The organism is Muricoccus harenae, from assembly GCF_009848505.1.
Lineage (GTDB): Bacteria > Pseudomonadota > Alphaproteobacteria > Acetobacterales > Acetobacteraceae > Roseomonas > Roseomonas harenae.
Genome location: NZ_WWDL01000003.1, coordinates 64,773 through 86,028, shown reverse-complemented (window position 1 = coordinate 86,028; position 21,256 = coordinate 64,773). Strand labels below are relative to the sequence as shown.

Sequence of the window (21,256 nt, the reverse complement as noted above, 5' to 3'; positions counted from 1 at the left end):
ACGCCGGGTCTCTGCAACCACATTGAAAATACCCCGGCGATTTTTTCAATGGTGGCCGCATCGATGCCCGATACTCCCATCCCGACCACCGCGACGGACGCGGCGCCCGTGCTGGGCCAGCGGATGCGCGCCATGCGCCAGCGCCGCGAATGGACCCTGCAGGAGCTTTCCGCGCGCAGCGGCCTGTCCGTCGGCATGCTGAGCCAGATCGAGCGCGGCCTGTCCTCGCCCTCCATCCGCTCCCTGCAGAAGCTGGCCGAGATCTTCGCCGTGCCGATCGGCTGGTTCTTCAGCGACTCCGGTGCCGCGCCACAAGGCCCCGCCTGGGTGCAGCGCCGCCCGCAGCGCCGCGTGCTGGACCTTTCCGCCAAGGGCATCACCAAGGAGTTGCTGAGCCCGGACGGGGAGGGGAAGATCGAGCTGATGCTCATCACGGTGGAGCCCGGTGGCTCTTCCGGCGAGGCCCCCTACCAGCACGCGGGTGAGGATGCCGGCACGGTGACCGAAGGCGTGCTGCAGCTGGAGGTGGATGGCGTCTCCGCCCTGCTCCAGGCGGGCGATTCCTTCCGCTTCCTCAGCACCCTGCCGCACCGCTTCGCCAATCCTGGCCCGCTGCGCTGCGTCGTCCTCTGGGCCGTCACCCCGCCGCTCTACTGAGCGGCGCTACAGCCCCATCCGGTCCAGCATCCGCCCGCGCCAGACCTCCGCCCAGACGCCCAGCCGCCAGAACCGGTGCATCGGCATCGGCTTCATCGGCAGGATGGGCATGTCGAAATCAGCATCCTCGCCTTCCGCAATACGCGCCGCCAGGATGCGCCCCATATGGCTCGCCATGGCCACGCCGCGCCCGTTATAGCCGAGGCAGCTGAACAGCCCCGGCGCCAGCACATGCACATGCGGGTAGTGATCGGGCGTCACCGCCAGCTGCCCGTTCCAAGCCTGCGCCCAGCGCGCCCCGCGGAGCTGCGGCCACAGCCGCTCCGTATGCTGCACCAGGTAATCCAGCGCATCGACCGAGCGCAGCTCGCCCTGCGGCCCGCGCCCGCCCATCAGCAGCCGCCCGCCTTCGTCCACGCGGTAATAAACGGTGATGCGGCCCGTCTCGAAGACCGAGCCACGGAAGGGCACGATTGCTTCGGCGATCTCCTTCGGCAGCGGCTCCGTCGCGCGGATCGCGCTGAACACCGGCACCAGGCTCCGCGCCAGGCCGGGCCAGAGAGAATCCGTATAGCCGTTCGTCGCCAGCAGCACCTGCGCCGCGCGCACGCTCCCGCCCGGCGTCTCCACGCGCCACCCGTCGCCTTCCCGCCGCAGCGCCGTCGCGGGCGTGCCGCCATGGATGCGCGCACCATGCGCCATTGCCGCCCGTGCCAGCCCGCGCGCATAGCCCAGCGGATTCACGTCGCCGCCGCGCAGATCCAGCAGCCCCAGCGGATAGAAGTCCGTTCCCGTCGCCTGCCGCAGCGCATCGCCCTCCAGCAGCGCCACCGGCATGCCGCGCTCCGCGCAGACGCGATGCAGTCGCCGCAACTCTTCCGCCGCCCGCGCGCCCGTCGCCACACGCAGCGTGCCGCCCTGCCGCGCCTCGCAGCGGATCTGGTGCCGGCGGATCAGCTCGAAGACATAATCCGGCGCCGCATGGCTGAAAGCCACCATCCGCCGCCCGAGATCCTCCCCGAAACGCGCCTCCACCGCATCAGGGCTGAACTTCAACCCGGGATTCACCTGCCCGCCATTGCGGCCCGAGGCGCCCCAGCCCGGCTCATTCGCCTCCAGCACGATGGTGGAGACGCCGCGCTCCGCTAGGTGCAGCGCCGTCGAAAGTCCGGTGAATCCCGCTCCGACGACGACCACATCCGCCACCGAAGCGCCCCGCAGGGGCGGCGTCGGCGGCGCCGGCGCGGCGGTCTCGGCATAGAGGCTGGGCGGCAGCGGCCGCGGCGCATGGGAAGCCATGCGGGAAGTGTTCGTTGCCGCCGGCACCCGGTCAAGCGGCTTCACACAGGGTGAAACCGCCTCAGGGCCGCCCGCGCGCCATCACCTCGATCCGGCGCGCCACCGCACTCAGTCGGGGCCCAAGCTCTCCCAGCAGCCGCTCGCGGTCGAGCATGAAGGCCGGCGCACCGCAGTTGAAGGCGACCACCTCGCCGCCCGGCAGCGCGATCGCGGCGCCAGCAGCATGCACCGTGTCGTTCCAGTCGCCGAGCGACGCCGTGAAGCCCAGGCGTCCCTGCATTTCCACCGCCTCGAGCAGACCGTCCCGGATTCGTGGCCAGTCCTCGGGCATCCGCGCCGCCAGTTCGACATCGATGCCCGCGCGCTCCACCTTATCCACCGCCGCGTAATAGGCGCGCCCCATCGCCGTTACGCCGATCGGCACGCGCGATCCCACCTCCAGCTGCAGCGCCACCGCGGTGCGCGGCGAGACGTGCTCGATATACAGCATGGAAAGCCCGTCCCGCTTGCCGAGCGAGACCGAGGCATTCGTCTCCTCCGCCAGCTGCCGCATCAGCGGCGCCGCGATCCCCCGCACCGCCATATTGGCCAGCGCAAGCCGCCCCAGCGGCACTGCGCCAAGCCCGAGCTGGTACTTCGCGAAGCGCGGCAGGTAGATCAGGTAGCCCAGCCGCGTGAGCGTATAGGTGAGGCGGGAGACGGTTGCGCGCGGCAGGCCAGTCCGCTCCGCCAGCTCCTGGTTCCCCAGAATCGGGTCCTCGGCGCGGAAGGCATGCAGGATGTCGAAGCCCCGCGCGATCGCGGCCACGAACTGCCGGTCCGCCTCGGCCTCGGATTGGCTTCCGGCGGGCTCCGCCGGTTGACGCTTGCGCATTTCCATCCCCATCGGCCGTGTCTTGACCCTGCGCGGCCGCTGGTCGATATCGGTCCTGAGACGGCAGAACATATTTCCGCAATGCGGAAAATGACAGCGAGAATCGCCGCCCCGGGAGACGCGATGACCCAGCCCAAGGCATGGGCACCAACAGCGGCTGGCAAGGCAGGGCCCATCGGCGGCAGGCGCCCGCCCGTGGTCTGCACAGCTGGGCCGGACGCGGCATGAGCACCGACGCCACCCGCCCCTGGATCGCCTCCTACCCTGAAGGCTGCCGCTGGGACGCGCCGCTCGCCATCGGCACGCTTGGCGCGCTGCTCGATGCCAGCGCCGTCCGTTGGGCGGATCGCCCCGCCCTCGAATACCGCGGCCGGCAGGTCACCTATGCCACCCTGGGCGCGACGGTGGACCGCATCGCCGCCGGCCTGCTGCGCCTCGGCATCACCCCCGGCGAGCCCGTCGGCCTGCTGCTGCCCAACACGCCCTGGCACCCCGTCTCCTTCCTCGCCCTGGCGCGGATCGGGGCACGGGTGGTGCATCTCAGCCCGCTCGATGCGAAGCGCGTCCTGCGCCACAAGCTGGCCGACAGCGGCGCTCGCACCGTCATCACGACCGACCTTCCCGGCATCCTGCCCACGGCCCTCGACCTGCTGGAGGACGGCGCCGCCGAGCGCATCCTCCTCGGCGAGGACGCGCATTGGGGCGGTGAGGCAGGGCAGGGGGATCCCCGCACCCAATCCCTTTCCGGCCTCGCCACCGACCCGCCGGCAAGTTGGCCCGCCGTCTCGCCCGAAGACGTCGCACTGCTGCAATATACCGGCGGCACGACCGGCATGCCCAAGGGCGCCATGCTCACCCATGGCAACCTCACCGCCGCCGTCAGCATCTATCGCAACTGGCATGACGGCGGCGTCCTCGTCGAGGGCGAGCAGCGCGTCCTTGCCGTGCTGCCGCTCTTCCACATCTATGCCCTTACCACCGTCCTGCTGCGTCACCTGGCCGAGGGCAATGAAGTCCTGCTCCGCCCGCGCTTCGATGCGGAAACGACGCTGCAGGATATCGCGACCCGCCGCGTCACCATCCTTTCCGGCGTGCCCACCCTTTGGATCGCGCTGCTGAACCATCCGGCCGCCGCGGATTACGACCTGTCCTCGCTGCGCTCCTGCATCTCCGGCGGCGCTCCGCTGCCCTTCGACGTGGCGGCACGAGTGGAAGCACTGCTCGGCCAGCGCCTGCGCATCGGCTGGGGCATGACGGAAACCGGTCCCGCCGGCACCCGTGTCCCAGTCGCCGCCACCCCGCGCCCTGGCATCATCGGCCTGCCGCTGCCCGGCATGGACCTGCGCATCGTCGCCCTCAACGATCCCACCCGCGCGCTGCCGCCCGGCGAGGCCGGGGAGCTTGCCATCCGTGGCCCCACCGTCTTCGCCGGCTACTGGAACCAGCCCGCCGAGACCGAGGCCGCTTTCCGCGATGGCTGGTTCCTCACCGGCGATATCGGCCGCATGGAAAGGGACGGCATGTTCTTCCTCATGGACCGCCGCAAGAACATGATCATCTCAGGTGGCTTCAACGTGTATCCCGCCGCGATCGAGGGCGCGATCTACGAGCACCCCGATGTTACCGAGGCAATCGTCATCGGCATCCCCGATCCCTATCGCGGCCAGTCTGCCAAGGCATTCGTCACCCTCCGCCCCGGCGCGCCCGAACTCACCCTGGATGCGCTGAAGACCTTCCTGCGCGACCGCATCGGCCGGCACGAGATGCCGGCGGCGCTGGAGCTGCGCGAAACCCTTCCCCGTTCCCCGGCTGGCAAGCTCATGGCCAGCACATTGGTCGCCGAGGAGCGCGCCCGCGCCGCCGGCACCCCTCAGGAGGGCTCCGCCCCATGACCGAAGCCGTCATCGTCTCCACTGCGCGCACGCCGATCGGCAAGGCGCATCGCGGCGCCCTCAACGCCACCCACGGCGCCGACATGGCCGCCCATGCCATCGGCGCCGTGATGGACCGCGCGAAGCTGGAGCCTGAGGCGGTGGAAGAGGTGGTCTTCGGCTGCGGCTATCCCGAGGGCGCGACCGGCGGCAATGTCGCGCGCCATGCCGCCATCCGCGCCGGCATCCCCGTCACCTCCGCCGGCGTCACCGTCAGCCGCTTCTGCGCCTCGGGCCTCGAGGCCATCGCCCATGCGGCAAAGCGCATCATCGTCGACAAGATGCCCGTCGCCATCGCCGGCGGCGTGGAATCCATCAGCCTCGTCCAGCCCACGGTGAACCGGAACCACTACCGCAACGCCTGGCTCGAGCAGAACAAGCCCAGCATCTACGACACCATGATCGACACCGCTGATCTGGTCGCCGCCCGCTACGGCATCTCCCGCGAGGCGCAGGACGAGTTCTCCCTCGAAAGCCAGCGCCGCACCGCCGCCGCCCAGCAGGGCCGGCGCTTCGACGACGAGATCGTGCCCTTCACCACAGTGATGAACGTCACCGACAAGGCGAGCGGCGAGACGCGTCAGGAGACGGTCACCCTCTCCAAGGACGAGGGCAACCGCCCCGACACCTCCATGGAGGGCCTGTCCAAGCTGAAGCCGGTGAAGGAAGGCAAGTTCGTCACAGCCGGCAACGCCAGCCAGCTCTCGGACGGCGCCAGCGCCAGCGTGCTGATGTCCGCGGAGGAAGCTGCCCGCCGCGGCTTGGCCCCACTGGCGATCTTCCGCGGCTTCGCCACGGCCGGCTGCGAGCCGGAGGAGATGGGTATCGGCCCCGTCTTCGCCGTTCCCCGCCTCCTCGCCCGCCACGGGCTGAAGGTAGAAGACATCGACCTGTGGGAGCTGAACGAGGCCTTCGCCTCTCAATCCATCTATTGCCGCGACACACTCGGCATCGATCCCGCCAAGGTGAACGTCAATGGCGGCGCCATCTCCATCGGCCATCCGTTCGGCATGAGCGGCGCGCGTCTCGTCGGCCATGCCGTGCTGGAGGGCCGCCGCCGTGGCGCGAAATACGCCGTGGTGACGATGTGCGTGGCCGGTGGCCAGGGCGCCGCCGGACTGATCGAGATCGCCTGAGGAGGAAGCCCATGGAACTCCGCTTCACCCCTGAGGAGATCGCCTTCCGCGACGACCTCCGCCGCTTCTTCCGCGAGAAGATTCCCGCCGAGATCCGCCGCAAGGTCGCCGAGGGCCGGCACCTGGAGAAGGAGGACATCGTCACCTCCCAGCGCATCCTGAATGCCGCCGGGCTGGCGACCCCCAACTGGCCGGTGGCCTGGGGCGGCAAGGACTGGACCCCCGTCCAGCGCTACATCTTCACGGAAGAGATGCAGCGTGCCGCCGTGCCGCTGCCGCTGCAGTTCAACGTCTTCATGGTTGGCCCCGTCATCGCCGCCTTCGGCTCCGAGGAGCAGAAGAAGAAGTTCCTTCCCGCCACCGCCAATCTTGACATCTGGTGGTGCCAGGGCTTCTCCGAGCCCGGCGCCGGCTCCGACCTCGCCTCGCTGAAGACCCGCGCGGACAAGAAGGACGGCAAGTACATCGTCTCCGGCCAGAAAGCCTGGACGACGCTCGGCCAGCACGCAGACTGGATCTTCTGCCTCGTCCGCACGGACCGTGAGGCGAAGAAGCAGCGCGGCATCTCCTTCCTGCTGATCGACATGAAGTCCCCCGGCATCACCGTCCGCCCCGTCATCACCATCGATGGCGGGCATGAGGTGAACGAAGTCTTCTTCGATGATGTGGAAGTGCCCGCCGAGAACCTCGTCGGCGAGGAGAACAAGGGCTGGGACTACGCCAAGTTCCTCCTGGCCAACGAGCGCACCGGCATCGCCCGCATCGGCCTCTCCAAGCAGCGGCTCGCCCGCGCCAAGCGCCTGGCGCGCGAGACCGAGTCCGGTGACGGCATGCTGTGGGACGACCCCGATTTCCGCCGCCGCGTGGCCGAGATCGAGGTCGGGCTGAAGGCGCTGGAAATCACCCAGATGCGCGTCGTCGCCAACCAGCGCCACCGCGATTCCGACAAGCCCGACCCCGCTTCCTCCATCCTGAAGATCAAGGGATCGGAGCTGCAGCAGGCCACCACCGAATTGCTGCTGGAAGTCGCGGGTCCCTATGCGATCCCGGCGCCGGAGCACGACCAGCCGGAAGGCTGGAACGAGCCCGCCGTCGCCCCGGCCTGGGCCGACGCCGCCGCGCCGCTCTACTTCAATTACCGCAAGGTCTCGATCTACGGCGGCTCGAACGAGATCCAACGCAACATCATCGCCAAGGCCTTCCTGGGTCTCTGAGGGGAACGCAGCGTGGATTTCGACCTGACCGAGGAGCAGCGGCTCCTCAAGGAAAGCATCGACCGCTTCGTGGCGGACAATGCGCGTGACCCCGGCGCGCATGGCGCCGCGCCGGACGACAAGGCGCTGTGGAGCAGCATCGCCGAGCTCGGCCTACTCGCCATCCCCTTCTCCGAGGAGGAAGGCGGCATCGGTGGCGGTCCGGTGGAAACCATGATCGTCATGGAGGCGCTGGGCCGCGGCCTCATCAATGCGCCCTATCTCCCCACCGTGGTGCTGGGAGGCGGCTTCCTCCGCCTCGGCGGCAGCGAGGCGCAGCGCCAGGAGTTCATCCCGCAGATCGTGGATGGCTCCCTCACCATGGCATTCGCGCAGCTTGAGAAGCAGTCCCGCTACGACCTGCACGATGTCACCACCAACGCGAAGCGCGACGGCGACTCCTATGTGCTGGATGGCCGGAAGGGCGTCGTCCTCGGCGGCGACACCGCGGACCTCCTGGTCGTCACCGCCCGCACCTCCGGCGCGCGCCGTGACGAGAAGGGCATCACCCTCTTCCTGGTGGATGGCAATGCCGAGGGGGTCTCCCGCCGCGGCATGCCGTCGCAGGACGGCCAGCGCGTCGCCGAGATCTCCTTCGACAATGTGCGAGTCCCCGCCGGCCGCGTCCTCGGCGCAGTGGATGGCGGCCTGCCGCTGGCTACCCATGTCGTGGACGTGGCCCTCGCCGCCCTCTGCGCCGACAGCCTCGGCGCAATGGAGGAGCTGCACCGGCTGACGGTCGACTACCTCAAGACCCGCCAGCAGTTCGGCGTCGCCATCGGCAGCTTCCAGGCCTTGCAGCACCGCGCCGCCGACATGCTCGTCGCGGTGGAGCAGGCCCGCTCCATGGCCATGTACGCCGCCATGATGGCGGAGGAGAGCGACGCCGCCGAGCGCCGCCCGGCCATCGCCGCCGCCAAGGCCCAGGTGAACCGCTCTGCCCGCTCCGTCGGGCAGGAGGCGGTGCAGCTTCATGGCGGCATCGCCATGACCTGGGAATACAAGGCCGGCCACTACTTCAAGCGCCTCACCACCGCCGAGCTGATGTTCGGCGACACCGACCATCACCTGCGCGCCGTCATGGAAGCCGGCGGGCTGGTCGAAGAGGTCTGATCATCCAGCCGCCCGGCCATCGCGCCGGGCGGCTCCATCGGCCTCGGGCCCAATGGGCCCGACCACGAGAACAGGCCGAACGGCCGCCATCCGGAGAAGCGTTCATGCCCACCCCACCCGTCACACGCCGCGCTGCGCTCGGCCTGGCCGCCGGCCTGCCGCTGCTGGCCCGCCCCGCCCTCGCGCAGTCCCGCTACCCCGACAAACCCATCCGCATGCTCGTGCCCTGGTCCCCGGGCGGCGGCACGGATGTGCTGATGCGGGCCCTGTCCGATGCCATGTCCAAGCGCCTCGGCCAGCCCGTGGTGGTCGAGAACCGCTCCGGCGCCGGCGGCATCCTCGGCGCGCAAACCCTGGCCGGCGGCACGCGCCCTGACGGCTACACCCTTTCCCAGATCCCGATCTCGGTCTTCCGATACCCGCAGATGGTCGCGCGCCCGCCCTTCGACCCGATGAAGGACTTCACCTATATCGCGCAGATCACCGGCTATCTCTTCGGCACGGCCGTACGCGCCGACGCCCCCTGGAAGGACCTCAAGGGACTGCTGGCCTATGCCAAGGCCAATCCCGGCAAGGTCACCTATGGCACGCCCGGCGCCGGCACCTCGCTGCACATCACGATGGAGCAGATCGCGGCAAAGGAGGGCATCGAGCTCACCCATGTGCCCTTCCGCGGCGCATCGGAGAACATGCAGTCCCTGCTCGCCGGCGACACCATGGTCTGCGCCGAGACCAGCGCCTGGGGTGAGCTGGTGAAGGACGGCAAGTTCCGCCTGCTCTGCACCTGGGGCGCCGAGCGTGCGAAGAGCTTCCCCGACGTGCCGACGCTGAAGGATCTAGGCATCGACATCGTCTCCACCTCACCCTACGGCGTCGGCGGCCCGGCCGGCATGGAGCCTGCTGTGGTGAGCGTGCTCGAGCGTGTGCTGAAGGAGGCGCTGGAGGACCCGGCGCATGTCGCGCTGCTGAACCGCTTCGACATGACGCCGGCCTATCTCAACAGCGCCGACTACACCGTCGCCGCCCGCAAGCAGTACGAGGAAGACGGCGCGATGATCCGCCGCCTCAACCTGCGCGCCGGCTAATTGCCTTCGTTCCGTGGCGGCCGGGCGTCGTCCCGGCCGCCATGAAGCATCCTGCGGTGCGGGCGCCGCTCAGCCCCGCTCGTAAAGCAGCCGCGCCCGCACCGTGCCGGGCAGTTTCCGCAGCTCCTCCAGCACCGCCTGCGCGTCCCGCAGCCCTTCGGCATCGACCACGACGTAGCCGATCTCCGCATCCGTCTGCAGGTACTGCCCCGCGATGTTCGCGCCATAGCGCGTGAACACCTCGTTGATCGCCGACAGCGTGCCCGGATTGTTGCCATGCACATGCAGGAAGCGCGCGCCACGCGCCCGCGCCGGCAGCACCGCCTCGGGGAAGTTCACCGCGCCCAGTGTCGCACCCGTATCGGAATAGTCGGACAGCTTGCGCCCCGTCTCCTCGCCGATACGGAGCTGCGCCTCCGCCGTGCTGCCACCGATATGCGGCGTCAGGATCACGTTCCGCAGCCCCTGCAGCGGGGAGGTGAAGGGATCCGTGTTCTTCTCCGGCTCCTCGGGGAACACATCCACCGCCGCCCCGCTGAGATGGCCGGATTCCATCGCCGCCTTCAGCGCATCCAGGTCCAGCACGCCGCCGCGGGCGTTGTTGATCAGGATCGCGCCCGGCTTCATCAACGCGATCTCATCCGCCCCGATCAGCCCATGCGTCGCCGGGGTCTCCGGGATGTGCAGCGTCACCACATCGGCGCTTTCCAGCAGCGCCCGCAGGGACGGCATCGACAGGGCGTTGCCATGCGGCAGCTTCGGGATGGTGTCATAATAGATCACGCGCATGCCGAAGGCCTCGGCGAGCACCGAGATCTGCGCGCCGATATTGCCGTAGCCGACAATGCCCAGCGTCTTGCCGCGCACTTCGCGGCTATCCGCCGCGGATTTGTCCCACACGCCGACATGCGCGCTGTTGGAGCGCCCGGGAATGCCGCGCAACAGCATCACGATCTCCCCCATCACCAGCTCGGCCACCGACCGCGTGTTGGAGAAGGGTGCGTTGAAAACGGGAATGCCGCGCCTCCGCGCTGCGGCCAGGTCCACCTGGTCGGTGCCGATGCAGAAGCAGCCGATCGCCATCAGCCGGTCGGCCTCGTCCAGCACCGCCTCCGTCACCCGCGTGCGGGAACGGATGCCGAGCATGTGGATGCCTTTGATAGCCTCCTTCAGCGTCGCCTCGTCCAGCGCCTTCTTCTCGCGGCGGATGTTGGTGTAGCCGGCGGCCTGCAAGGTCGCGACCGCGCTGTCGGAAATGCCTTCCAACAGCAGGATTCGGATCTTGTCCTTGGCCAGCGAGATGGGGGCGGGGGAGGGGAGGGCGTCGGGCATGGCGCGTGCCATGCCGCATTCGCCCCCGTCCGTGCAACAGTGTCGCGCGCGGGGCTGGGCCGCTTAGAAGGAACCCCGCAAATGACCGGTTTGGAATATTAACAAGACTTAATGTTACCGGCGCTGGTATGTTGTGTCTAGTCGCCAGGCTGCCGCGTCGTGCGGCCGCCCAATGAGAGGACATGTTCAGATGATGACGGCTCGCCCGGTACTGTTCGGCGCTCTTCTGGTCACCAGCCTTGGTCTGCTCCCCGCCTGCACCCCTGACCGCACGCCGGATCCCGCGCCGGGCCTCCGGTCCGAGCGCGATCGCGGCGCACCGCTGCCGAGCGCCGGTTCGGGCGCCGTGACCACGGGCAGCACGCCGGGCGTCTTTGAGCGGGACCGCGTCGGCGCCCCGATGACCCCCACCACCCAGGGCACCGTCACCACCGGCGGCTCGACCGGCATGCGGCTGGATGGCCGTGGCGGCGCCCCGACAACCCCGACTCCGTCCGGCACCGCCGGCACCCTCGGCGGCACGGCGCGATAGCCGGCCGCACCGGCCGCGGGCACCGAGCCCGGCCGCAGGCGCAGCAGCGGGATCGCGCATACCGCGATCCCGCCCCCGCCTTCAGACGAGCCGCGTCCGGAAGGGGACTCGCGCCGCTAGCCCAGATTTGCCCGAATCGCCGTCACCATCTCCTCCGGCGTGATCCCCGGCCGGAACAAGGCCCGCAGCGACCCGTCGCGTCCCATCAGGTAGGTGTAGGACGAGTGGTCCATCAGGTAGTCCGAGGAACCGGGCGGGGTCACCTTGTTGTAGTAGACCCGCCAGGCCCGCGCGGCGGCTGACACCTGCTCCGGCGTTCCCGTCAGCCCGGTGATGGAGGGATGGAACAGCCCCACATACTCCTTCATCTTCGCTGGCGTGTCCCGCGCCGGGTCCACGGTGATGAAGACCGGCCGCACCTGCGCCGCCTGCGGTCCCAACAGGTCCATCGCCTGGCCGATCGCCTGAAGTTCCGTCGGGCAGACATCCGGGCAGAAGGTGAAGCCGAAGAACACCAGCGCCAGCTTTCCGCGTAGGTCGTCCTGCGTCACCGTCCGCCCATCCTGGTCCACCAGGGTGAACGGCCCGCCGATCGCGACCCCCATCCCCGTCGCCACTCCGCCCGCACTGGGCGCCGGCGCATTGCCCAGCAGCCGCGCGAAGGATGCCCCCACCCCCTCGCCAGGGCGACGGGCCAAGAAGGCCGCTCCCCATACAGCCCCGAGGGCAAGGATGAGGACAAGCACGGCGATGCGGATGGCGCGGGTCATGGCTCGCCATATAGCGCATCAACTGCAACGGGGGACGGGGTAGACGCGTTTGCAACCCTGTCGTTCCGCATCCGCCAGCCGGAAATCCCCGCCCACCGCCGGAAAGCCAGGCCACAGAAGGAAGGAAAGCCGATGCCCGACCAGACGGGACCGGAGCACATGAGACAGCAGGATCCCGCGCTCGCGGTCCTGGCAGAGATCGCGAACGACAACCTCGCCGAACGCCTGCGCCACGAAGCCGCCGCGCGGATCATCACCGCCGCGCGCCGCATCCGCATGCTGGTCAACGAGGACCGCGTCCAGCGCCACCACACCGGCGAGCATTTCGTCGACACCCTCGCAGCCTCCTGGGATCCCCGCGCGCTGACCGCGCTGGAATTCGCCGAGATGCTGCCGATCCGCGTGCTCGACGGCCTGCTCGGCGCCGCCCCGCGCTGGGCTCGCGCCATGCGCGCCGCAATGGACGCCCAGCTTCCGGGCGCCGCCGCCGCCTGATTCAGCGCCGCCCCGAAAGGGGCGCCCTGCCGGCGCGTTAAGCCGGCCTTCACCCCTCCGTGGACCTTCCGTCCTCGTCAAAACGACGTGAGCGGAACCACCGATGGCCATCATGGCCGCGGGCACGATGCCCGCTACCATCCTGGAGAATGGGCGGGCCAGCGACTGGTCCGCCACTCTCTCCCTGTCCGGCGCCGCCGGAGTCACCGATGTCGGCCTAACCGGCTCGGCTGCCGGCCTGTTCCAGGCACGGCTCGATTCATCGGGCAAGATCCTCATCACTCCCATGGGGGCGCTGGACCGTGAGGCCTATGCGCCCGGCGCGGATCCTGTCCTCTCCTTCGACCTGACCGTCCTCTCGGGCGGCACATGGCAGACGGTGGAGGGCGACTGGTCCGTCACCCTTCGCGGCCTGGACGACACCGCCCCCTCGGGCCTTCGCTTCTCCACCGGCGGCGCGGTGCTCGAGACGGATATCGGCGGTGCCGTCGGCAGCCTGCTCGCCGAAGATCCCGACAGCCCGCAGGGCAATCTCGAGTACCGCGTTCTCTGGCCGGATTCCGCCGAATTCGAAATCGTCGGCACCACGCTGAAGCTGCGAGAGGGCGTGGACCTGCTGCGGCAGGGCGGCACGGTGCGCGAAGTGATGATCGCCGTCTCCGACGGCCTGAACGAGGCCGCCTTCACCATCGGCGTCACCGTGGTGAACGCGACGGACGAAGACGGGCCGCCCGCTTCCCCACCAGCTTCGCCACCCGCCTCGCCCCCGGCGTCGCCGCCAGAATCGCCGCCAGAATCGCCGCCACCTCCTCCTCCGCCTTCGCCGCCCGAATCACCCCCGGAATCCCCCCCGGAATCCCCCCCGGCGTCGCCGCCTGCATCCACGCCGCCTCCCCCCCCGCCCGCGGCGCAGGTCGTCATCACCCACACCGGAAGCACAACCGCCGTGGCGGAGGGCGGCGCGAATGAAGGCTTCACCTTCAGCCTGTCCCGCATGCCCACGGCCGCCGTCACCATCACCCTGAGCGCAGGCACAGACCTGCTCCTCGCCCGCGGCGGCATCGTCGGCGCCAGCTTCGGCAAGACCCTCACCTTCACGATCCAGCCGCAGGATTGGAACACTGCGCGCAGCGTCATCGTGGCAGCCTTGGATGATGCCCTGGCCGAGGGAACGGAGATCGCGCGGATCACCTTCACCGTCACCAGCGCCGACCCGGCTTTCGCCTCACTGACCGGCGTCGGCTTGAACGTCGCTGTCCATGACAACGACACGCCGCCACCCCCGCCGCCGCCTCCCAGCCCACCACCCGGCCTCGCCCTGGTGCAGACGGGCGGCTCCACCTCCGTCGCCGAAGGCGGCGCGGGCGACAGCCTGACCGTCGCGCTGGCGCGCCGCCCGGAGGCATCTGTCACCCTGACCCTGTCTGGCGGGGCCGACCTCCTCCTGTCCCTCGGCGGCAGCGGTGCTGCACCGTCTCGCAGCATTGTCTTCACGGTAGAGGACTGGAACTCCGCCCGGGCCATCATCGTCACCGCCGTGGATGACGGCGTTTTGGAAGGAACCGATCTCGCCGCCATCTCCTTCACGCTGAGCAGTGCTGATCCGGCCTATAACGGCCTCTTCGTGTCGTCCCTTCCGGTCGTGGTCCTGGACGGCCAGGTGAGCCCACCGAGCTCGCCGCCCTCCCAGCCGCCGCATGCGCCGCCCGTCCTGATGCCTGGCATGAAGGATAGCTGGGGCGCCATGTCCGTTACTGGCGATGCCGTCTTCACGCGCTCCTCCGCCGAACTGGCAAGCATTGGCTTCACGGCGAACGGGCTTCTCGTCACCTGGCACGACGGCAGCAGCGCGCTGCTCAGCGGTGCGACGACCATCGCCTTCCCGGATGGCCAGCTCATGTTCGGAGGTGCCTCCGCCGCCGCACGGGCGCTGCGCGCCTATCAGGCGCTCCAGGGCGCCAACCCCGCCGACGAGTCGGTGGCTCATACGGCAACGCTACTGGAGCAGGGCGTGCCAATGCTCGCCGTGACCGCCTCGCTGCTGGACATGAAAACCTGGGCCTCGCGTGCCAGCGGCTTGTCCCTGCAGCAGCAAATCCAGCTGATTTATAAATCCGTCATCGGCTATTCGCCTCCGCAAGGAGCGCTGGACTGGCTCACCGGGGCCGCCAATAGCGGAGCCTCCCTTGCGGAGCTTGCCGCCATGCTGATCGACACGCCGGAAGCCGCGGCCTTCAGCGACCAGCAGAACCCCTCGGGCGTCTGGATGATGAACCTGACCCAGCGCAGCATCGTGCGCGCCTATGACGCCGTGCTCGACTCGGCACCCGACGCTGCGGCGCTGGCGCGCTGGTCCCTGCTGCTCGACATCGGCGCGGTGACCCTGGGCGGAATCTACCACTACCTCGCCGCCACCGACCTCTTCCAGGCCCGGCACGGCGGACAGTCCAATGCCGAATTCGTGGCGAGCGCTTACCGGCATGCGCTGGAGCGCCCGGCAACCACGGCCGAACTCAGCTGGAGTACGCAGTTGCTGGACCAGGGCAGGGCGTCCCGGATCGAAATCATGCACTCGCTCGGCGAGGCGCAGGCGGAAATCGGCCAGGGCCCCAACGGGGCAGGCCACGCGCAGGCCACCACCTATGCATCAACCCAGCCTGCGGGCCAGATCCTGCGCCCGGGGCAATCCCTGGCCGAAACGGCGGTCTCGGCGGGCGGTCAGGCCGTAACGACCCGCTCGGCTGCGGAGCTCGCGCGGATCGATGTGGCGCCGGACGGGATGGTCCTCCACTGGCTCGATGGTTCGACCGTCCGGATGAGGCCGGTGGAAAGCCTCACCCTGGCTGATGGCCGCCTGGAACTGGATGGCGCATCCCCCGCCTCTGTCCTGACCCGCCTCTATGAGGCGACAATCGGCTTCAGCCCCGGGGGATGGCATGTCGCGACCTTTGTCAGCATGCTCAACAGCGGCATCCCGCTGGAAGCCATGGCCGAGATGTTCCTCTCCACGTCGGAGGCGCAGGCCCGGCTGGCGGGCCTGGCACCGGCGGCGCAAGTGAGCGCCGTCTACACAAGCCTGATTGGCCAGGCTCCGGCACCCGAGGCCCTGGCCTATCTGACGGCGATCATGCCCCACGGCTTCGGGCTGGGCTATATCGCCAGTTGCCTCGCCCAGGTCCCGGAATCCGTCACGGCCTTCGAAGCCAGCCGCCCGACCGGCGTCTGGGTTCCCGACCTTGCTGCGGCCGCCGTGGTCCGCGCCTATGACGCCATGCTCGACACCACGCCGGATGCCGCGAGCCTGCTGATCTGGAAATCCGCGGTGACGCAGCCCGGCGCGCTCGCTCTTCTCTATGAGACGTTGATGAACACCGAGATGCACGAGGCGCTCTACGCCGGCTTCAGCGAAGAAGCCTGGACCGCCGGCCATTATCGTGCCGCCTTTGAACGGGACGCATCACCCGCAGAACTGGCGCATTCGACGGCGCTGCTGGTGAGCGGCGCGGTCTCCTACCGGGACATGGCCATGGCCATCGGCGAGCTCCAGCCGCTCCCTGATCTCTCCCACTACACAGTCTCCAGCATCGACCTGCTCTGAGGCGCCACCCTATGGCACCGCCGAGATCTCCCGCTTCAGGCAACGCAGGGTGAAGGCGCTTCGCGTGTGCCGCACCCCCGGCAGCCGGTAGATCTTCTCGCGCAGCAGGCTCTCGTACCCCGCCGTGCCGCCCACCGCCGCCTTGATGATGTAGTCGTATTCCCCGGTTACCAGGTGGCATTCCAGGATCTCGGGGATCTGGTGCACTGCCTCCTCGAAGCGGCGGAGCGCCGCCTCGTCATGCTTCTCCATCATCACTTCCAGGAACACGGTGTCCGGCAGCCCAAGCGCCGCCTGGTCCAGCAGCGCGGCATAGCCCTTGATCACCCCCGCCGCCTCCAGCCGCCGCACCCGCGTCCAGCAGGGGGAGGGGGAAAGCCCCACCTCCTCCGCCAGCTCCGTATTCGAAAGCCGCCCACGCCGCGAAAGCGCGCGCAGGATGCGCCGGTCCGTGGCGTCCATGTTTCCCCCTTCTGGCAGAAGCATCTTCCGTCTCTTCGGCGGTGCACAATAGAAAACGGAAGGAAACCGCCGCGAAATCCGGTCCATCCTCTCCCATATCAAGACCGAGAACGAGCCCCGGACAGAAGGCGCTCAAGGAGCCGTCGATGGGAAGCGTGCAACGGACGTCACTGAGGCTGGAGGACCGTTGGGAAACCAGCGCAGAACCCGTGCTGATGACGGGCGTGCAGGCCCTGGTCCGCCTGCCGCTGGAACAGCGTGCCCTCGACCGCGCCGCCGGTCATGACACCGCGGGCTTCGTCACCGGCTACCGCGGCAGCCCGCTCGGCACCTATGACAAGGAACTGCAGAAGCAATCCAAGCGCCTGCTCGAGGCCGGCGTCGTCTTCCTGCCCGGGCTGAACGAGGATCTCGCCGCCACCGCCGCCTGGGGCAGCCAGCAGGCCAGCCTGTTCAATGACGGCAAGAAGGACGGCGTCTTCGCCATCTGGTACGGCAAGGGCCCGGGCGTGGACCGCAGCGGCGACGCCCTGCGCCATGCCAACATGGCCGGCACCTCGCCCCTTGGCGGCGTGCTCGCCCTCGCCGGCGATGACCCCTCCGCCAAATCCTCCACCGTGGCCAATGCCTCGGACCACGCCTTCATGGATCTGGAAATCCCCTTCCTCGATCCCTCCGGCGTCGGCGACATCCTCGAATTCGGCCTGAAGGGCCTCGCCCTCTCGCGCTTCGCTGGCACTTGGGCCGGGATGAAATGCGTCGCCGACACCATGGATGCCAGCGCCACCTTCCGCATCGATCCCGCCTGGACCCCCGTCATCCCGGAAGGACATTTTGAAGGCGAGGACGGGCGCCATATCCGCCTGCGCGACGTCGTGCTCGCCCAGGAGCGCCGCCTGCGCCTGACGCGCCTCCCGGCCGCGATCGCCTTCGCGCGGGCGAACGGCCTGGACCGGGTCGTGCTGGATTCCCCGCGTGCCCGCTTCGGCATCGCCGCTCGCGGCAAGGCCTATGCCACCCTGCGCCAAGCCATGCTCGACCTCGGCCTGGATGACACCGCCGCCCGCCTGCTCGGCATCCGCATCTGGAAGGTCGGCCTTGCCTGGCCGCTCGATGCCGTCGGTGCCCGCGCCTTCACCGATGGGCTGGAGGAAATCCTCGTCGTCGAGGATCGCCGCAGCTTCCTCGAGGCCCAGCTGCGCGATGCACTCTACGGCCAGCCGAACGCCCCCCGCATCACTGGCAAGCGCAACGCGGACGGCGCTCCCCTCCTATCCGAACTGACGGAGCTGGACGCCGCCGCCGTCGCCCGCGCCCTCGACGCCCGCCTGCCGCCCGAGCCCCGCCCCGAGTCCATGGCCGCCCGCCTCGCCACGCTTGCGGCGCTGGCGGCGGCTGCCCGCCCGCCTATCACCCTCCGCCAGCCCTGGTTCTGCCCGGGCTGCCCGCACAACACCTCCACCAAGGTGCCCGAGGGCTCCCGCGCCATGGCGGGCATCGGCTGCCACTACATGGCCACCTGGATGGACCGCTCCACCGAGGTGTTCACCCAAATGGGCGGGGAGGGCGCGCCCTGGCTCGGCCAGATGCACTTCGTGGAATCTCCCCACGTCTTCGCCAATCTCGGCGACGGCACCTATTCGCATTCCGGCAGCCTCGCGATCCGCGCGGCAATCGCGGCCAAGGCCAACATCACCTACAAGATCCTGGTGAACGGCGCCGTCGCCATGACTGGCGGCCAGACGCCAGAAGCGGAGATGACGGTATCGCGCATCGCGGCGCAGATGGAGGCGGAGGGTGTCGCCGCCATCGCCGTCGTCTCCGACGATCCCACGCGCCACCAGCACGACCCGATGGTGCCGAAGGCCGTCGCCTTCCACCATCGCGACCAACTCGATGCCGTGCAAAAGCAGCTGCGCGAAACCAAGGGCGTGACCGTCCTGATCTACGATCAGGAATGCGCCACCGAACGCCGCCGCCACCGCAAGCGCGGCACCGCCCCCGCCGCCACGCGGCGCGTCGTCATCAACCCACGCGTCTGCGAGGATTGCGGCGATTGCGGCGTGCAATCCAACTGCCTCGCCGTGCAGCCCGTGCAGACGGAATTCGGCCAGAAGCGCACCATCGACCAGAGCGCCTGCAACCAGGACTTCTCCTGCCTCAAGGGCTTCTGCCCCTCCTTCGTCAGCCTCGAAGGCGCGGAGGTCGCCGCCCATCCCGAAGCGGCCGCGGCACCCGCGAACCTCCCCGAGCCCGTGCCGCCCGCATTGCGCGGCGAAGCCTGGAACATCGTCCTCGCCGGCATCGGCGGCCAGGGCGTCACGGCTCTTTCCGCCATCCTCGCTATGGCCGCGCATATCGACGGCCGCCCCGTCCGGACCATGGATCAGCTCGGCCTCGCCCAGAAGGGCGGTGGCGTGCAGGCCCAGCTCCGCATCGGCGCGGAGGGCGCCGCGCCGGAAACCCTGGCAGGTCCCCGCATCGGCGCCGGCCAGGCCGATCTGCTCATCGCCGCCGACGCCATCGGCGCGCATGGCCTCGCCGTCCGCCCGCTTCTCTCGCCCGACCGGACGGCCACCGTCGTCAACGCCGAGCTCGCCGCCACCGCCGGCTTCCTCCTCGGAACCCCGCGCGCCGATGCTGGCGCCATCCTCGACAACCTCCGCGCCGTCTCGCGCGACGTCATCGCCTTCCCCGCCGCGCATCGCGTCGAGGAAACCCTCGGCGACGCCATATTCCTCAACGTCTTCCTGCTCGGCCTCGCCTTCCAGCGCGGCCTGCTCCCGCTCTCGGAATCCGCCATCACGCGCGCGCTGGAGCTGAATGGCACTGCCATCGAGCGCAACAAGCAGGCCTTCGCCCTCGGGCGTGCCGCCGCCCTCGAAGCCCCCGCTGAAGCCCGCGCGCCGGAGACCCTCGACGCCCTCATCGCCCGCCGCGTCGCGGACCTCACCGCCTACCAGAGCGCCGCCTATGCGAAGGACTACGCTGACTATGTCGCGCGGATCCGCGCCCGCACCGACGAAACCCTCGCCCGCGCCGTCGCCATCCAGCTCCATCGCCTGATGGCCTATAAGGACGAGTACGAAGTCGCCCGCCTCCAATCCGACCCCGCCTGGCAGGCCTCGCTCGACCGCCATTTCACCGGCACGCGGCGCAAGGTCCTGCACCTCGCCCCACCCATCCTCTCCCGCACCGATTCCGGCACCGGCCGTCCCGTGAAGCGCGACTTCGGCCCCTGGATGTTCCGCGCCATGTCGCTCCTGCGGCACGGCAAGATCCTCCGCGGCACCGCCCTTGATCCTTTCGGCCGCACCGCCGAACGCCGCACCGAGCGCGCCCTCATCGCCGAGTTCCGCCAGGGCCTGGACGCCATGCTCCAGCGCCTGGACACGACCACCCACGCGACCATCCCCGAATGGGTCGAAGCCTGGGGCGGCATCCGCGGCTTCGGGCCGATCAAGGAGCGCAATATCGAGAAGACCCGCCCGCGCCTTGCCGCCATCGCCGCACGGCTGGACGCGCCAGTTCCGGCCATGGCGGCCGAGTGACGCCGGAGGCTCTGCTTCCGGATCTCCGCCGGGGTGGCGACGGCCACCCGGACTGCGCGGTCGTTTCTTCAGCGGGCCTTTGCAGTCAGGGTGGATGCTGCGAACCTCGCGGGAATAGACCGGGAGGGAAACAATGCTCGGGATTGCTCGCCGCAGCCTGCTCGGGGTCGCGCTGGCCACCAGCCTCGTAAGCGGCGCGGCCGCACAGGGAACGCCGCCTTCCTACCCGACGCGTCCGATCACCATGGCCGTCGGCTTCGCGCCCGGCGGCCCGGCCGATGTCATCGCCCGCCTCATCGCCCCCGCCCTGGGCGCGGATCTCGGCCAGCCCGTGGTGGTGGAGAACCTGGGCGGCGCCGGCGGCTCGATGGGCCAGGGCCGCGTCGCCGCCGCCCGCCCCGATGGCTATACTTTCCTCTTCGGCAGCCTCGCCCAGGCGACGATCCCCACCCTCCTCCGTAACCTCAGCTTCGATCCGCTGGCGCTCGAGGCGATCGGCATGGTGAACGAGGTGCCGATGTCCATCATCGCGCGCCGCGGCTTTCCTGCGGCGAACCTGGTGGAACTCGCGGCGACGGTCCGCCGCGAGGGGATGCGCCTGAACCTGGGCAATGCCGGCGTGGGCTCCACCAGTCATCTTTGCAGCCTGTTGCTGCTCGCCTCGATCGGCACGCCGGTGACGCTGGTGCCCTATCGCGGCAATGCGCTGGTGATGAACGACCTGATGGCCGGAACCCTCGACATGGGCTGCGACCAGACGACCAATAACGCCGAGCAGATCCGGGCCGGCGCGGTCCGCGGCTATGCGATCACCACCCCCGCGCGTGCCGCCGCGCTGCCCGATGTGCCGACCACGGCGGAGGCCGGCCTGCCGGAAATGCGCATGTCCGGCTGGAACATGCTCTTCGCTTCCGCCGGAACGCCGCGCCCGGTAATCGAGCGGCTAAACCGCGCGCTGCTGGCAACGCTGCGGGACGAGAACGTGCAGCGGCGTATGGTCGAGCTCGGCAGCATCCCCGCCAGCGGCGAGCGTACGACCCCGGCGGGCGCGCAGGCCTTCTGGCGCGCCGAGATCGCCCGCTGGAAGCCCCTGCTGGAAACCTCCGCACCCGCCGCGAACTGAGCCGTGCCTCCCCGCGCGGCGGCGGGGAGGGTGCCGTCAACCCGT

The 21,256-nt window shown here is 69.5% G+C and carries 16 protein-coding genes; 11 read left to right on the top strand and 5 right to left on the bottom strand.

What is annotated here, in order from left to right; translation table 11 throughout:
• Window positions 1-63 precede the first annotated feature (63 nt).
• Window positions 64-657, top strand: coding sequence for a helix-turn-helix domain-containing protein (locus GSE44_RS03875; RefSeq protein ID WP_159347483.1), 594 nt, complete (start codon window positions 64-66; stop codon window positions 655-657).
• A 6-nt stretch (window positions 658-663) separates the two neighbouring features.
• On the opposite strand, the gene GSE44_RS03870 is transcribed toward GSE44_RS03875, so the two are convergent.
• Complete coding sequence (locus GSE44_RS03870; RefSeq protein WP_159347482.1) at window positions 664-1,956, bottom strand: NAD(P)/FAD-dependent oxidoreductase; 1,293 nt, start codon at window positions 1,954-1,956, stop codon at window positions 664-666.
• A 61-nt stretch (window positions 1,957-2,017) separates the two neighbouring features.
• Window positions 2,018-2,830, bottom strand: coding sequence for an IclR family transcriptional regulator (locus tag GSE44_RS03865; protein ID WP_159347481.1), 813 nt, complete (start codon window positions 2,828-2,830; stop codon window positions 2,018-2,020).
• A gap of 224 nt (window positions 2,831-3,054) precedes the next feature.
• On the opposite strand from GSE44_RS03865, the gene GSE44_RS03860 reads away from it, so the two are divergent.
• The 5 genes from GSE44_RS03860 to GSE44_RS03840 all read left to right on the top strand — a co-directional run bounded on the left by GSE44_RS03860 (window position 3,055) and on the right by GSE44_RS03840 (window position 9,348).
• Window positions 3,055-4,722, top strand: coding sequence for an AMP-binding protein (locus tag GSE44_RS03860; protein ID WP_159347480.1), 1,668 nt, complete (start codon window positions 3,055-3,057; stop codon window positions 4,720-4,722).
• Entirely contained in the window at window positions 4,719-5,897 is a 1,179-nt protein-coding gene (locus tag GSE44_RS03855) for an acetyl-CoA C-acyltransferase (RefSeq protein ID WP_159347479.1), read from the top strand. The genes GSE44_RS03860 and GSE44_RS03855 overlap by 4 nt, the downstream gene beginning before the upstream one ends.
• Before the next feature lie 11 nt (window positions 5,898-5,908).
• The gene (locus GSE44_RS03850; RefSeq protein ID WP_159347478.1) at window positions 5,909-7,111 is read left to right on the top strand and encodes an acyl-CoA dehydrogenase family protein; all 1,203 of its coding nucleotides are present in this window, start codon (window positions 5,909-5,911) and stop codon (window positions 7,109-7,111) included.
• 12 nt (window positions 7,112-7,123) lie between these two features.
• Window positions 7,124-8,263 carry an acyl-CoA dehydrogenase family protein gene (locus GSE44_RS03845; RefSeq protein ID WP_159347477.1) on the top strand — a complete coding sequence of 380 codons (1,140 nt, stop codon included), beginning with the start codon at window positions 7,124-7,126 and terminating at the stop codon, window positions 8,261-8,263.
• 104 nt (window positions 8,264-8,367) lie between these two features.
• On the top strand, window positions 8,368-9,348 hold the full coding sequence (locus GSE44_RS03840) for a tripartite tricarboxylate transporter substrate binding protein (RefSeq protein ID WP_159347476.1): 981 nt from the start codon (window positions 8,368-8,370) through the stop codon (window positions 9,346-9,348).
• A 69-nt stretch (window positions 9,349-9,417) separates the two neighbouring features.
• Here GSE44_RS03840 and serA read toward each other — a convergent pair whose 3' ends face one another.
• The gene (serA, locus tag GSE44_RS03835) at window positions 9,418-10,680 is read right to left on the bottom strand and encodes a phosphoglycerate dehydrogenase (protein WP_235924540.1); all 1,263 of its coding nucleotides are present in this window, start codon (window positions 10,678-10,680) and stop codon (window positions 9,418-9,420) included.
• A 190-nt stretch (window positions 10,681-10,870) separates the two neighbouring features.
• On the opposite strand from serA, the gene GSE44_RS03830 reads away from it, so the two are divergent.
• On the top strand, window positions 10,871-11,212 hold the full coding sequence (locus tag GSE44_RS03830; RefSeq protein ID WP_159347474.1) for a hypothetical protein: 342 nt from the start codon (window positions 10,871-10,873) through the stop codon (window positions 11,210-11,212).
• A gap of 116 nt (window positions 11,213-11,328) precedes the next feature.
• On the opposite strand, the gene GSE44_RS03825 is transcribed toward GSE44_RS03830, so the two are convergent.
• Window positions 11,329-11,982, bottom strand: coding sequence for an SCO family protein (locus tag GSE44_RS03825; RefSeq protein ID WP_159347473.1), 654 nt, complete (start codon window positions 11,980-11,982; stop codon window positions 11,329-11,331).
• 132 nt (window positions 11,983-12,114) lie between these two features.
• Here GSE44_RS03825 and GSE44_RS03820 point away from each other — a divergent pair, with 132 nt between their 5' ends.
• On the top strand, window positions 12,115-12,477 hold the full coding sequence (locus tag GSE44_RS03820) for a hypothetical protein (protein WP_159347472.1): 363 nt from the start codon (window positions 12,115-12,117) through the stop codon (window positions 12,475-12,477).
• Window positions 12,478-12,580: 103 nt separating this feature from the next.
• Window positions 12,581-16,075 carry a hypothetical protein gene (locus GSE44_RS03815; RefSeq protein ID WP_159347471.1) on the top strand — a complete coding sequence of 1,165 codons (3,495 nt, stop codon included), beginning with the start codon at window positions 12,581-12,583 and terminating at the stop codon, window positions 16,073-16,075.
• A 9-nt stretch (window positions 16,076-16,084) separates the two neighbouring features.
• Here the strand turns inward: GSE44_RS03815 and GSE44_RS03810 are convergent, their stop codons facing one another.
• Window positions 16,085-16,537: an Lrp/AsnC family transcriptional regulator gene (locus GSE44_RS03810; protein ID WP_159347470.1), complete on the bottom strand. Its 453-nt coding sequence runs from the start codon at window positions 16,535-16,537 to the stop codon at window positions 16,085-16,087.
• A 146-nt stretch (window positions 16,538-16,683) separates the two neighbouring features.
• Between GSE44_RS03810 and GSE44_RS03805 the strand changes: the two genes are divergently transcribed.
• Together GSE44_RS03805 and GSE44_RS03800 are read left to right on the top strand one after the other, a co-directional pair.
• Window positions 16,684-20,088 carry an indolepyruvate ferredoxin oxidoreductase family protein gene (locus GSE44_RS03805; protein ID WP_159347469.1) on the top strand — a complete coding sequence of 1,135 codons (3,405 nt, stop codon included), beginning with the start codon at window positions 16,684-16,686 and terminating at the stop codon, window positions 20,086-20,088.
• Window positions 20,089-20,221: 133 nt separating this feature from the next.
• The gene (locus GSE44_RS03800) at window positions 20,222-21,211 is read left to right on the top strand and encodes a tripartite tricarboxylate transporter substrate-binding protein (protein ID WP_159347468.1); all 990 of its coding nucleotides are present in this window, start codon (window positions 20,222-20,224) and stop codon (window positions 21,209-21,211) included.
• The last annotated feature ends 45 nt before the right edge of the window (window positions 21,212-21,256 follow it).

Excerpts from the sequence above, each read along its gene's own strand:
- GSE44_RS03825 (WP_159347473.1), bottom strand. The coding sequence starts at position 11,982 with ATGACCCGCGCCATCCGCATCGCCGTGCTTGTCCTCATCCTTGCCCTC.
- GSE44_RS03830 (WP_159347474.1), top strand. The coding sequence starts at position 10,871 with ATGATGACGGCTCGCCCGGTACTGTTCGGCGCTCTTCTGGTCACCAGC.
- serA (WP_235924540.1), bottom strand. The coding sequence starts at position 10,680 with ATGCCCGACGCCCTCCCCTCCCCCGCCCCCATCTCGCTGGCCAAGGAC.
- GSE44_RS03855 (WP_159347479.1), top strand. The coding sequence starts at position 4,719 with ATGACCGAAGCCGTCATCGTCTCCACTGCGCGCACGCCGATCGGCAAG.
- GSE44_RS03870 (WP_159347482.1), bottom strand. The coding sequence starts at position 1,956 with ATGGCTTCCCATGCGCCGCGGCCGCTGCCGCCCAGCCTCTATGCCGAG.
- GSE44_RS03820 (WP_159347472.1), top strand. The coding sequence starts at position 12,115 with ATGCCCGACCAGACGGGACCGGAGCACATGAGACAGCAGGATCCCGCG.
- GSE44_RS03800 (WP_159347468.1), top strand. The coding sequence starts at position 20,222 with ATGCTCGGGATTGCTCGCCGCAGCCTGCTCGGGGTCGCGCTGGCCACC.
- GSE44_RS03860 (WP_159347480.1), top strand. The coding sequence starts at position 3,055 with ATGAGCACCGACGCCACCCGCCCCTGGATCGCCTCCTACCCTGAAGGC.
- GSE44_RS03840 (WP_159347476.1), top strand. The coding sequence starts at position 8,368 with ATGCCCACCCCACCCGTCACACGCCGCGCTGCGCTCGGCCTGGCCGCC.
- GSE44_RS03850 (WP_159347478.1), top strand. The coding sequence starts at position 5,909 with ATGGAACTCCGCTTCACCCCTGAGGAGATCGCCTTCCGCGACGACCTC.
- GSE44_RS03805 (WP_159347469.1), top strand. The coding sequence starts at position 16,684 with ATGGGAAGCGTGCAACGGACGTCACTGAGGCTGGAGGACCGTTGGGAA.
- GSE44_RS03810 (WP_159347470.1), bottom strand. The coding sequence starts at position 16,537 with ATGGACGCCACGGACCGGCGCATCCTGCGCGCGCTTTCGCGGCGTGGG.
- GSE44_RS03865 (WP_159347481.1), bottom strand. The coding sequence starts at position 2,830 with ATGCGCAAGCGTCAACCGGCGGAGCCCGCCGGAAGCCAATCCGAGGCC.
- GSE44_RS03815 (WP_159347471.1), top strand. The coding sequence starts at position 12,581 with ATGGCCATCATGGCCGCGGGCACGATGCCCGCTACCATCCTGGAGAAT.
- GSE44_RS03875 (WP_159347483.1), top strand. The coding sequence starts at position 64 with ATGCCCGATACTCCCATCCCGACCACCGCGACGGACGCGGCGCCCGTG.